Here is a 12,063-nt window from a genome sequence, read left to right as displayed (position 1 = left end):
CCAGAACATCCGGACAAAGAAAAACACCCCGGTCCGAAGACCGGGGTGTAACCGATGACCCGACTCATCCGTGAAGGATGTCTCGACTCATCACATGCGTGCGCGAGGGGGGATTTGAACCCCCACGCCCTTTCGGACACTGGCACCTGAAGCCAGCGCGTCTGCCGTTCCGCCACTCGCGCGCAACTTCTTTCACTTGTTGGCGGGCCGGTTTCCCGTTCCGCGTCCCTGTAAAAGCAGCGAGATCAAGCATAACGGACACCTGCGGCAAAACACCAATCGGGCTCCGGAGCGGCCTTGACCGGCAGGTCAGCAGGGTGGAGGCGCGAACCTTTTGGCGGCGCCCGGCCGTTGCGGATTAAGGTCATTCACAGGCCCGCCCAGTAGTATCGGGTGTAGGAGTGCCTGCCATCGTGCTGGCTCCCCGCAGAGTCACGGGCTGCACCACGTGTGGAGTTCCACCGCCAAGAATGCCCCGCTGCCGGGGGGAAAGGAGAAGACCATGGGTCTGCTGGACAAAGTTGAACGCGGCATCGAAAAGGCAGTCCGGGGCGTCTTCTCCACCGGATCCAAAGCGCAGGTCGAGCCGGTGGAAATCGCCAGCCGACTCCGGAGGGAAGTGGACAACAAAGCGCTGACTGTTGCGGCCGGCAGGACCCTCGCGCCCAACGTCTTTGACGTACAACTGAGCGGGGAGGACTTCGCTCGTGCACAGGAGTGGGGCACGCCCCTGGCCGAGGAACTCTGCGACGTCGTTATCAACCACGTCCGGAGCCAGGGATACACGCTTCAGGGACCCGTCCGGATTTCGTTTCGCCGCCAGGAGGAGCTGCGCGCCGGCGACTTTGAAATCGTCTCCCGCACCGAGAAGGCCACGGGTGCTCCTGCCCCCGCGCGGCCCATGGTTCCCGCGGCGCCCAGCCGCCAGCCGGTGCGGCTCCAGCCCGTGCTGGACATCGACGGCCAGCGTTATTCGCTGAACGCGCCGTCGATCGTCCTGGGCCGGTCCTCCGAGGCCGACATCCTGATCGAAGACACCGGGGTATCGCGCCGCCACTTGGAAATCCGCACCGAGAACGGCGTGACGCACGCGGTGGACATGGGTTCCACCAACGGCAGCTATGTCAATGGCCAGCGGGTTTCCGGAAGCACCGAACTCACTGACGGCTCCACCATCACGATGGGACGGACAAAAATCATCTTCCGCCTGCTTCCCGCCAGTCCCGGGGGCCGCGCATGAGCGACCTCACCATCACGGCACTGCGGTTCGGTTTCCTGCTGCTGCTCTGGGTCCTCGTTTTCAGCATCGTTTCGGCCATGCGCCGGGACCTGATGGTGGGCCGTAAGGCAGCGTCGGGGGCGCCGACCGCGCGGCAGGTCCGCAAGCATCCGGAGCTCGCCGAAGCACCTCCCCAGCCCGTGAAGCAGCAGGCCCACCAGCTTGTGGTGGTGGAGGGCCCACTCAAGGGCACCACGATTCCCCTGGCGGCCAGCCCCATCCTCCTCGGCCGCGCCCAGGAAGCCACGCTGGTCCTTGAGGACGACTACGCATCCGGCCGCCACGCCAGGCTTTTCCCCCAGGGCAGCCGCTGGTTCATCGAGGACCTGGGCTCCACGAACGGAACCTACCTGGCAGACCAGCAGCTCACCCGCGCCCTCCCTGTGGAGCCCGGCGTTCCCGTGAGGATCGGCAAGACGGTCATTGAATTGAGGCCATAGCCGTGGCTGTCCCCGAGACCCCTGCCACCGGGCCAGCACCCGCGGGGCGGCCCCTCATCATGCGTTATGCGGCCCGCTCGGACGTGGGCCGCATCCGGTCCAAGAACGACGATTCCGCCTATGTGGGCCGCCACCTTGCCGTCGTGGCGGACGGAATGGGCGGCCACGCCGGCGGCGACGTCGCATCGGCCGCAACCGTCCTGGACATGATCCACATCGACCGCGCCGACTATGCAGGGGAGGCTTCCACCACCCTGGCCGACGAGATCCAGACCGCGAACTCGCTGCTGTCCGAGCTGGTCCACGTCAATCCGAAGCTTGCTGGCATGGGCACCACCGTCACCGCGCTGCTGCTTGCCGAGGGAAAGCTGCACTTCGCCCACATCGGCGACTCCCGCGCCTACCGGCTGCGCAACGGCGAGTTCGAGCAGATCAGCGTTGACCACACATTCGTCCAGCGTCTCATCGATGAGGGGCGGCTGCGCCCCGAAGAAGCCGAGTCCCATCCGCACAAGAACGTCCTCATGCGCGTCCTCGGCGATGTGGATGCGAGCCCCGAGCTGGACCTGGACACCCTTGACGTCGAACCTGGAGAACGCTGGCTGCTCTGCTCCGATGGGCTAAATTACGTTGCAGCACACGCGGTGGAGCGCACGGTCCGCGAGACCAAGGACCTGCGCGAATGCGTTGAGACATTGGTGGACCTGACCCTCGAGGCCGGCTCACCGGACAACGTCACCGTGGTGATGGTGGAGATTGTGGAGGAAACGCACGACGACGTCCGCACTGCCGCCGTCGACGTCGTGCCTTCCCAGCCGGACAGTGCAGCCGCGGCGGCTGCGGTGGCACAGGCGGCCGCCGGTGAGGGCAAACCCGCAGATGCAAAAGGCAGCCCGGCAACTGCATCAAGGGACAGCGCGCCAGAGACCGCCGCCGGCAAGAACAGCGCAGCTGACAAGACCGCGAAGGGAAGCAGTCCCACCGCCACCTCGGGCGATGTCGGTGCCACCGACCCGAACCTGGGCGAACACCTCTCAGCCGAAGTGCTGCGCGAGGAACTCGCCTCCCGGCCGCATGAGCTGGTGGGGGCGGCTGCGGCCGCTGCCGAATCTGGATCCATCCCCAGCATTGCCGGACGCACCGTCGCCCGCCGCGCGGCCACGGTGCTCACCCACAAGGCCGAGCCCAACGGCGAAGCTGACGAAGTCCTTGTGCCCGCCAAGCCCCGCCGCTGGGTCACGTGGTCGGTCGCCGCTGCGCTCCTGTTTGCCCTGACCGCTGGCCTGTGGCTGGGCTACGCGTGGACCCAAACCCGCTACTACATCGGCGAGTTTGATTCCCGCGTCGCCATCTTCAACGGTGTCTCCCAGCGCCTCGGTCCGTTTCCGCTGTCCACGCTGGAGGCAGTGACGGACATCCGGGTCGACTCTTTGCCCCCGTTCTCCCAGCAGAGGGTCCGGCAGACGGTGCCTGCCAGCGACCTGTATGACGCGCAACGGATCGTGAAGAACCTCGAGCTCACCGGCACCACGTCTCCGGAAGAAGGCTGCCCCACCCCGGCGGCTTCCCCAAGCGCTTCGGCCACCCCGACGGCCATTCCGACGACGAGTGCCACGAAGCCTGCTCCCCCGGCCACCGCGAAGCCCACTGCGGGGGCCACCGCGCCCGTGCCCTCCCCCAGCCCTGCCGTGACCTGTGAGGTGGGCCAGTGAGCCAGATCAGTACCGCCATCAAACCGCGCCGCAATGTGGAACTGGCCCTGCTGCTGCTGGCGCTGGCCGTCGGCATCGGCGCAAACATGCTGGTGGGTGTGGACCAGAAGAAGGCTTTCGACTCCGACTTCTGGTTCCAGTCGAGCCTCCTTGCTGTGGCAGCGATCGTCTTCCATGTTGCCCTGCGCCTCCGCGCAAAGTATGCCGACCCGGTAATGCTTCCCTTGGTCGTGGCCTTGAACGGCCTCGGACTCGCAATGATCCACCGTCTCGATGAGCCCGGCGGGGACACCGGGAACAACCAGCTGCGCTGGACCCTCATCGCCATGGCCGTCTCCATTGCCGTGGTCTGGTTCCTTAAGGATCACCGCATCCTGCGCCGGTTTACCTTCATTTCGCTGGCCGCTAGTGCCCTGCTGCTGATCCTTCCGCTGATCCCCGGCATCAGCGCCGGCGAAATCCTGGGCGCCCGGGTTTGGATCCGGCTGGGGCCCATGACCTTCCAGCCCGGTGAAGTCGCAAAGATCACCCTCGCTATATTCTTTGCCGGGTATCTTTCGTCCAACCGGGACCTCATCCTCCTTGCCGGACGCAAGATCGGTCCGCTGCAGTTCCCGCGCTTCAAGGACATGGGGCCCATGATCACCGCCTGGCTGGTCAGCATCGGGGTGCTGATCTTCCAGCGCGACCTGGGATCATCGGTCCTGTTCTTCGGCCTGTTCATCGTCATGATCTATGTGGCCACCAGCCGGATCAGCTGGGTTGTCATCGGTGTGGCCCTCATTTTGGGCGGCGGTTTCGTGGCGTCCCGGGTGTTCTCCCACGTTGGTCTGCGGATCGATGGCTGGCTGAACGCCTTCACCGAAGAGGTCTACGGCCGTTCGCCGGGCGGCAGCCACCAGATCGTCCAAGGGCTCTTCGGCATGGCCAACGGCGGCCTCGTAGGCACCGGTCTGGGCCAGGGCCGCCCCAACCTTGTCCCGTTCGCGAACAGCGACATGATTATTGCCTCCCTGGGCGAGGAGCTCGGCCTGATCGGCCTCTTTGCCGTGGTCCTGATGTACCTGCTCCTCTTCACGCGGGGCTTCCGGGCTGCGCTGGGGACCCGCGACGCCTTCGGGAAACTCCTGGCCTGCGGCCTGTCCTTTGCGGTTGCCCTGCAATGCTTCGTAGTGATCGGCGGCGTCACGCGCCTGATCCCGCTTACCGGCCTCACCACACCATTCCTCGCCGCCGGCGGTTCTTCGCTGCTCGCCAACTGGATCATCGTGGGACTGCTGCTGATGATTTCCAATACGGCCCGGGGTCCCGTGGACACCACCCCCCTGCCGCCGGCCAAGGGCGGCGAACCCCTGGGCATCGATACCCCCACCGAGACGGTGAAGAGCGCATGAACCAGGCCATCCGGAATTCGTGGGTCGCAGCGGTGGCCATGTTTGCCCTGCTGTTCGGGGCCATCAGCTACGTCCAGGTTGTGGGGGCGGACGAGCTCCAGGCCAACCCCTGGAACCAGCGCGCCATCCTGCAGAACTACTGCAACGACCGGGGTGCCATCGTGGTAGACGGAACGCCGGTGGCGGAATCCGTGGAGGGCTCAGAGTCCTGCAAATTCCAGCGCACCTATCCGGAGCCTGAACTCTATGCCGGCATCACGGGGTACTTCTCGCAGAACTTCGGCGCCACCGGGCTGGAGCGCACCATGGGCGAGCAGCTCGCCGGGAGTTCGGATCAGCTCTTCCTGGACCGGGTGGGCCAACTCTTCCTGGGAAACCAGCCCAAGGGCGCCTCCGTGGAACTGACCATTGACTCCGAGATCCAGAAGCTGGCGTACAGCCTCATTCCGGACGGACAGCGGGGATCCATCGTGGTTACCGATCCCAAGACGGGAAACATCCTGGCCCTGGTGTCCAAGCCGTCCTACGACCCCAATCTGGTAGCCACCCAGGATCCGGCAGCGGAAGCGGCCAACATGGCAGAACTGGTCAAGGTCCCGGGGATCAACCTGAACCAGAACGTCAGCGGCCCCACCGGCGCCCTGCTGGCCCCGGGCTCGGTCTTCAAGCTCGTGGACACGGCGGCCGCGCTGGAGTCCGGCAAGTACGACGCGGACAGCGAATTGCCCAACCCGGCGGAAATGTCGTTCCCCGGCATCGATTACAAGCTCCCCAACTACGCCGGCGGCAACTGCTACACCCGGAACAAGGCCAGCTTCGCTTTCGCCCTGCAGCAGTCCTGCAACACGCCCTTCGCCAGCATCGCCCAGGACTTGGGCCGCGACGCCATCGCAGAACAGGCCGCCAAGTTCGGCTTCGGCCAGGACCTCGGGGGCCAGCTGAAGCTCGGATATGCCCGCGGCAACGGGTTCCCTGAAGATCTGGACGGGCCCGGCCTGGCCCAGTCCGCTATTGGCCAGAAGGACGTCCGGGCCACGCCGCTGCAAGTTGCCCTCATGACGGCAGCCATCGCCAACGATGGGGTGCAGATGCAGCCAAACCTCGTCAAGGCACTCCGCGCCCCGGACCTGCGCATCATCGAAGAGCCCAAGCCCGAACAGCTGCGCACCTCCACCACCCCGGCAATCGCCAACCAGATCACCGAGTGGATGGCCAGCGCCGTCTCTGAAGGAATCGCCCGGGGCGCAGCAGTACCAGGCGTCCAGGTGGCAGGCAAGACCGGCACCGCCGAACTCGGCAACGGAACCAACAACTCATGGTTCACGGGGTTCGCACCCGCCAATGACCCGCAGGTGGTGGTCACCATCGTCATGGAGGGCGTGGACATCACCACCGGCGCACAGCTAACCAGTCCCAACGCGAAGAAAATTTTTGAGGCGGTGTTGAATAAGTGAGGCCTACAACCGGAATCACCCTCGGCGGAAGGTTCCAGCTGACCACGCGGATCGCGATCGGCGGCATGGGTGAAGTCTGGAAAGCCAAAGACCTCGTCCTGGGCCGAATCGTTGCGATCAAGGTGCTGAAGGAGGAGTACACGGGTGATCCCGGCTTCCTTCAGCGGTTCCGCGCCGAGGCCCGGCACACCGCCCTGCTGAACCACGTGGGCATCGCCAACGTCTTCGATTACGGCGAAGAAGAAGGCTCGGCCTACCTGGTCATGGAACTTGTCCCGGGACAGCCGCTGAGCAGCATCATCGAACACGAACAAGTCCTCTCACCGGACCGCACGCTGTCCATGATCGCGCAGACCGCCCGCGCCCTCTCGGTAGCCCACGAACAGGGCCTGGTGCACCGCGACATCAAGCCCGGCAACCTCCTCATCACACCAGACGGCCGCGTCAAGGTCACCGACTTCGGCATCGCCCGGCTGGCGGACCAGGTGCCGCTCACCCAGACGGGCCAGGTGATGGGAACCGCCCAATACCTGGCGCCGGAACAGGCCACAGGACAGACCGCCACCGGGTCATCGGACATCTATTCGCTTGGCGTTATCGGCTACGAATGCCTCACCGGGCACCGGCCGTTCTCCGGGGAGTCCCAGATCGCGATCGCACTGGCCCAGGTCAACGATGCCCCGCCGCCGCTGCCGGACACCCTGCCCGCACCGGTGCGCGCGCTGCTGATGTCCATGCTTGCCAAGGATCCTAAGAACCGGCCCGCAAACGCCATCAAGCTGGCCGAGGCCGCCGAGGCAATCCGTAACGGCGACATCGGAGCCGCCCGCGCCGCCGTCCCGGGCATGCTTCTCATCGACGCGGACACCGGGCCCATCACCGCACCCGTGGATACAGCAACTGCGCCCACCGGCGTCATTGGCGCGCACCGCGACTCTTCCCCCACGCCGACGTCGGCCCTTCCCGTCCTGGGTGCCGGTGCCGGTGCCGCCGGCGCCGCAGCAGGAGCAGCCGCCGCCTCAGCCGCGGACGGGCAGGGACCGCAGGGGGCCTTGGCCCGCGCCAACGCCCTCGCCGCAGAACGCCAATGGGACCAGGAAGACGACACCTACGACGACGAACCCGCCGACGAGCCGGAACGCAAGGGCCGCAGCCCCTGGACATGGCCGCTGATTGCCCTGATCGTCCTGCTGCTGTTCGCCCTCGTCGGGTTCTTCCTCAACCAGGCCGGCGTCCTGTTCCCGGCGAACAGTCCCACAGGTGCCGTCACCAGCAGCCCGGCCAGCAAGAGTGCCACGCCCACTCCCACGTCGGAGTCCCCGACGCCCACACCCACCGAGGACTCGCCGACGCCCACCGAAGAGCCTGATGAGACGGTCAATGTGATCCCCGCGGCCTACCTGGGCAAGGATTACAGGCAGGTGCAGGCCGAGCTGGCTGCCCTCGGGCTGCAGGTTACGGTGGTCCCCCAGGAGACCTCCGCCGCAGCGCCGGGCGAAGTGCTGGAACTCAACCCCACCGGGGAACTGCCCAAGGGGACGCCCATCACCATCATCTACGCCGTGGCCCCGCCGGAACCCGAGCCAGCCCCTACGCCCACGCCCGAACCCACCACGTCCTCCGTAGCCGTACCCACCGCCGGCTCCGCACTCCCCGCATGCGGGACCGGTGAAGAACCCGGGACGCCGCCTACCTGCGCCGCCCCGTAACCGCCGGACATGCCGTGAACGAAGCACCCCGAAGCCACAGCCCGCGCACGCCGCTCCACCGGGAGGACAGCCTCCCGGTGGACAACCAGCGTGTCCTGAACGGACGGTATGAACTGGGCGCCTTGATCGGCCGCGGTGGCATGGCGGATGTCTACAAGGGAACCGACACCCGGCTGGGGCGGACGGTGGCCATCAAGCTGCTCCGCCCCGACCTGGCACGGGATCCCCAGTTCCAGGCGAGGTTCAAGCGTGAAGCCCAGTCCGTGGCTGCCCTGAACCACTCTTCCATCGTGGCTATCTTCGATACCGGCGAACATACAATCCACGACGGTTCGGAGGACACAGTTCGGGTTCCCTACATCGTCATGGAATTCGTGGACGGAAAGACCATCCGCGATCTCATAAGGGCCAAAGACGTCAGCATTGCCCAGGCCATCGACTACTGCCTGGGCGTCCTCTCGGCGCTCGAATACAGCCACAAGGCCGGCATCGTGCACCGCGACATCAAGCCCGCCAACGTGATGCACTGCCCGCGGGACAACTCCATCAAGGTCATGGACTTCGGCATTGCCCGGGCCATGGCCGACTCTTCCGCCACGATGACCCAGACCCAGGCAGTGGTGGGCACTGCGCAGTATCTTTCGCCTGAGCAGGCGCGCGGGGAAACGGTGGACGCCCGGAGCGACCTCTATTCCGCGGCGTGCCTTCTCTATGAAATGCTCACCTGCCGGCCTCCCTTCGTGGGCGACAGCCCCGTGTCCGTGGCCTACCAGCACGTCCGCGAAATCCCCGAGCCGCCCAGCAGCCTGAACCCGGAGGTTACCCCCGCCCTGGACACGGTGCTCGCCAAAGCCCTGCAGAAGAACCGGGCAGACAGGTTCCAGGACGCCGCCGCCTTCCGCCGCGCCCTCCGCGCCGCGCGCGCCGGTATCCCCGTGCCGCCTGTACCCGCCTCCGAGGCCCAGACCGACCCGAACGACCACGTACCTGCCCCGGAAACGCCGCCCACTGAGGCGTTCGCCATGTCCGGCCCCGCATTCCTGGACGGGCCGCCCACCGGCCGACTCGCAGCCTCCCGGGACTACGTGGACGACGCCGGAACGTCAGTTTCCGGGCCACCCCCGGTAAGGCACGAAGCAGCGGAGGCCATGCCCCTGGGGCTCCCTCCGGAACGTGCGCGGACCGCACGGCAGGACTCCCGCCGTCGTACCTGGATCGCCACACTGGTGGTGTTCACCCTGCTGGTCCTGGCCGGAGGCGGCCTGTGGGTCTACAACATCGTCAACCGCCCGGAACCCGTGGTAGCCATGGTCAAGATTCCCGCGGTGGCCGCCATGACGGAGTCCGAGGCGCTGCAGGAACTGTATAACGCCGAACTGCGGCCAAGAATCGCCCGGACCCAAAGCGACACGGTAAGGAAGGGTGTGGCGATCGGCACCGATCCGGCCTCCGGAACGTCCCTGGAGCCGGGATCGGAGGTGGTTCTGAACATCTCCGAGGGCCCCAGCGCCGTGAAGATTCCGGCGAACCTGCCCGGCATGACCGAGGCGGCGGCACGTGACCTGCTGCGCGAAGTGGGCCTGTCCGGTGCGCCGTCCACCACGACTGCCAACAGCGCCACTGTGCCTGCCGGCATCGTCATCACCACCAACCCTGCGCCCGGCCAGAGCGTCGGTGTGGGAACCACTGTGGAAATCGTGGTGTCCACCGGGAAGGTGGCCCTGCCGGAGCTTCGGGGCCGGACCAAGGCCGAGGCGGAAGCCGCCCTAAAAGAGCTCGGCCTCGTAGCCAAAGTCGTCGAGGCAGCAAACGCCCAAGTGGAACCTGGCCGGGTCACGGACCAGAGCGCTCCGGTGAATACGCTCGTTGAGCAGGGGAGCACGGTGACGATCGTCGTAGCCAAGGCGCCCCCGCCGCCGTCACCGGCGCCAACATCCAGCCCGAGCCCTACGGCCAGCAAGAAGGGCTAAAGTATTCCTTTACTGGAATATTGGCTTCGCCTTAGCGTCAGTGCTGGATGAGCGGGCTAAGGGTGGCCGCTTTGGCTGCCGCGCCCTTCATGCCCAGGGACTCAAGCCAGTTGCCGAGCATCTGGTAACCGCCTTCGGTGAGCACCGATTCCGGGTGGAACTGGACACCGCACAGCGGCGCCGTCCGGTGCTGGAGGCCCATGACCACTCCGGAGGCCGTCTGCGCGGTAACCTCCAGGACGTCGGGAATGGATTCCCGGACGGCAGCCAGCGAGTGGTAGCGGGTAGCGGTGACGGGGGAGGGGAGGCCGGCGAAGACGCTGGTCCCGATGTGTTCCACCAGGGACGTCTTGCCATGCATGAGCTCGGGCGCATGGGTGACTTTGCCGCCGAAGGCCTCCGCCAGCGCCTGGTGTCCCAGGCACACACCGAACATCGGCACGCTGTTCTCGCCGCACCATCTGATCAGGTCGATGCAGACGCCCGCCTCCGCAGGGTTGCCAGGGCCCGGGGAGACCAACACGCCGTCGCGCGCGCCGGCAAGTTCGATGGCTTCGGCAAGGGTGACGTCGTCGTTGCGGACCACTGTGGTCTCCGCGCCGAGTTCCTGGAGGTAGCCCACCAGGGTGTAGACAAAGCTGTCGTAGTTATCCACTACGAGGATCTTGGTTGTGGTCATGGCTGGCTTATGGAACCAATCGTTGAGTCGGTGAGGGACGTGTATTCGGACATCCAGGGGAACAGGAACTGGACCATCAGGACTACGGCGGCCGCGACCAGCACCACGGAGGTGACGATGCGGACCCACAGTGGACCGGGCAGGTGGCGGAAAATCCAGGCGTACATGCTCAGCCCTTCCCGGTTGCCGCAGCCACCTGGGCGGCGATCTCAGGCGGAGGCCCGGCAGAGGCGGGTCGCCAACTCTCCAGGAGGGAATAGGCGATGATGCGTTCTTCGGCCCCAAACCGCGGGTTGCAGCTGGTCATGGTGAGGTATCTTTCCGTCGGCTTGACGCCCGGGGCCGTGGGCACGGGCTCCAGCACGTCGGTACGGTCCGGCATCACAATCTGGTTGTTGCGGAACACATAGACGTAGAAGCCGTCCCTCGTCTGGACGTAAATCTTGTCTCCGGGCACCAGCGTGTGGATATTGTCCAGGACCGCGCCGTGGGTCTGCCGGTGACCGGCTACGGCAAAGTTGCCCACGGCCCCGGGCATGGCGGTTGAGGGATAGTGCCCCAGCCCGAGGGTGTCCAGCACGTCTCCGGTGGTCCCCTCCACGATGGGCCGGGTGTACGAGCTGCCGAAACGGGGAATGTAGATGATGCCGATGGTTCCCGCATGCTGCGGGACTGCACCCACTACGGGCTCGCCGAACGCTTTGGCCGCTTGGGTATCAGAAGGTTTAGCCGGGCTCGGTGACGGCTGGACGGGTCCACCCAGTTCCTGCGCGAACTCCTTGATGACCTGGCTCTGCTTGGCGTCGGACTCCACGTTGGTCCACCACAGCTGCCACGCCACGAAGAGCAGCAGGATAATTCCGGCGGTCATCAGCAACTCGCCGATGATCTGGACGGCGCCGCGCAGAATAACGACGCCGGCCGCCGGCGCAGTGCGCAGCCTCGCCTTCTCCTGCAACACCACGCGTTCTCCTCAAGGGCGGTTCCATTGGGCGGGGCCGGCCCATGAACTGCGGCTAGAATTGGCTGCTAGTAAGAATCGAATGTGACCAACAAAGATTTGCTCAAGCTCACTCAGCCCGCTGGCCATTTCCTTCCTGCAGGATATCAAGCCCGGGACGCCGAGCTTGCCGCCGCCCGCAAGGAGACCCCGTGCCCGAGTCCAAGCCCCGCAAGAAGAGCACTGACAGCAGCACCCGCCCCGCTGCAGCACAGGCCTACAAGCCCAACCCGGTGTGGTTCAAGCCCGTCATGTTCGGCCTGATGCTTATTGGCCTCTTTTGGATCATCACGTTCTACATCAGCGAAGGCCAACTGCCGGTCCAGGCGTGGGGATCATGGAACATTGTGGCGGGCTTTGGCATCGCCATCGTGGGCTTCCTGATGACTACCCGCTGGCGCTCCTAGCCAACCCCTCGAACAGACC

General features: G+C 65.9%; 11 protein-coding genes and 1 tRNA gene. 8 read left to right on the top strand and 4 right to left on the bottom strand.

Annotation, left to right across the window (positions count from 1 at the left end; all coding sequences use genetic code 11):
- Nucleotides 1–99: 99 nt before the first annotated feature.
- Nucleotides 100–182 (bottom strand) — tRNA-Leu (locus ACFWIX_RS12270).
- A 320-nt stretch (nucleotides 183–502) separates the two neighbouring features.
- On the opposite strand from ACFWIX_RS12270, the gene ACFWIX_RS12265 reads away from it, so the two are divergent.
- From ACFWIX_RS12265 to pknB, 7 genes are all read left to right on the top strand, one after another.
- On the top strand, nucleotides 503–1,240 hold the full coding sequence (locus tag ACFWIX_RS12265) for an FhaA domain-containing protein (protein WP_377216398.1): 738 nt from the start codon (nucleotides 503–505) through the stop codon (nucleotides 1,238–1,240).
- Complete coding sequence (locus ACFWIX_RS12260; RefSeq protein WP_377216397.1) at nucleotides 1,237–1,719, top strand: FHA domain-containing protein; 483 nt, start codon at nucleotides 1,237–1,239, stop codon at nucleotides 1,717–1,719. Before ACFWIX_RS12265 ends, ACFWIX_RS12260 begins: the two co-directional genes overlap by 4 nt.
- A gap of 2 nt (nucleotides 1,720–1,721) precedes the next feature.
- Nucleotides 1,722–3,431 carry a protein phosphatase 2C domain-containing protein gene (locus tag ACFWIX_RS12255; RefSeq protein ID WP_377216396.1) on the top strand — a complete coding sequence of 570 codons (1,710 nt, stop codon included), beginning with the start codon at nucleotides 1,722–1,724 and terminating at the stop codon, nucleotides 3,429–3,431.
- A complete protein-coding gene (locus ACFWIX_RS12250) occupies nucleotides 3,428–4,825 on the top strand; it encodes an FtsW/RodA/SpoVE family cell cycle protein (protein ID WP_377216395.1) in 1,398 nt (465 codons plus the stop codon). Before ACFWIX_RS12255 ends, ACFWIX_RS12250 begins: the two co-directional genes overlap by 4 nt.
- Entirely contained in the window at nucleotides 4,822–6,279 is a 1,458-nt protein-coding gene (locus ACFWIX_RS12245) for a peptidoglycan D,D-transpeptidase FtsI family protein (RefSeq protein ID WP_377216394.1), read from the top strand. Before ACFWIX_RS12250 ends, ACFWIX_RS12245 begins: the two co-directional genes overlap by 4 nt.
- Nucleotides 6,276–7,988, top strand: coding sequence for a protein kinase (locus ACFWIX_RS12240; protein ID WP_377216393.1), 1,713 nt, complete (start codon nucleotides 6,276–6,278; stop codon nucleotides 7,986–7,988). Before ACFWIX_RS12245 ends, ACFWIX_RS12240 begins: the two co-directional genes overlap by 4 nt.
- A gap of 77 nt (nucleotides 7,989–8,065) precedes the next feature.
- Nucleotides 8,066–9,958, top strand: a complete 1,893-nt coding sequence (pknB, locus tag ACFWIX_RS12235; protein WP_377216403.1) for a Stk1 family PASTA domain-containing Ser/Thr kinase — start codon at nucleotides 8,066–8,068, stop codon at nucleotides 9,956–9,958.
- 37 nt (nucleotides 9,959–9,995) lie between these two features.
- On the opposite strand, the gene ACFWIX_RS12230 is transcribed toward pknB, so the two are convergent.
- Genes ACFWIX_RS12230 through ACFWIX_RS12220 form a run of 3 tightly spaced genes read right to left on the bottom strand, consistent with a single transcriptional unit; the run spans nucleotide 9,996 to nucleotide 11,601 of the window.
- A complete protein-coding gene (locus ACFWIX_RS12230) occupies nucleotides 9,996–10,637 on the bottom strand; it encodes an anthranilate synthase component II (RefSeq protein WP_377216392.1) in 642 nt (213 codons plus the stop codon).
- Nucleotides 10,634–10,804: a hypothetical protein gene (locus ACFWIX_RS12225; protein WP_377216391.1), complete on the bottom strand. Its 171-nt coding sequence runs from the start codon at nucleotides 10,802–10,804 to the stop codon at nucleotides 10,634–10,636. The genes ACFWIX_RS12230 and ACFWIX_RS12225 overlap by 4 nt, the downstream gene beginning before the upstream one ends.
- Nucleotides 10,805–10,806: 2 nt before the next feature.
- Nucleotides 10,807–11,601, bottom strand: a complete 795-nt coding sequence (locus ACFWIX_RS12220) for a class E sortase (protein ID WP_377216390.1) — start codon at nucleotides 11,599–11,601, stop codon at nucleotides 10,807–10,809.
- Nucleotides 11,602–11,789: 188 nt separating this feature from the next.
- Between ACFWIX_RS12220 and ACFWIX_RS12215 the strand changes: the two genes are divergently transcribed.
- Complete coding sequence (locus tag ACFWIX_RS12215) at nucleotides 11,790–12,044, top strand: cell division protein CrgA (RefSeq protein WP_377216389.1); 255 nt, start codon at nucleotides 11,790–11,792, stop codon at nucleotides 12,042–12,044.
- The last annotated feature ends 19 nt before the right edge of the window (nucleotides 12,045–12,063 follow it).

Origin of the sequence: Pseudarthrobacter sp. NPDC058362, from assembly GCF_042723515.1 — a bacterium.
GTDB lineage: Bacteria > Actinomycetota > Actinomycetes > Actinomycetales > Micrococcaceae > Arthrobacter.
This window is presented reverse-complemented; position numbering and strand designations above follow the sequence as displayed.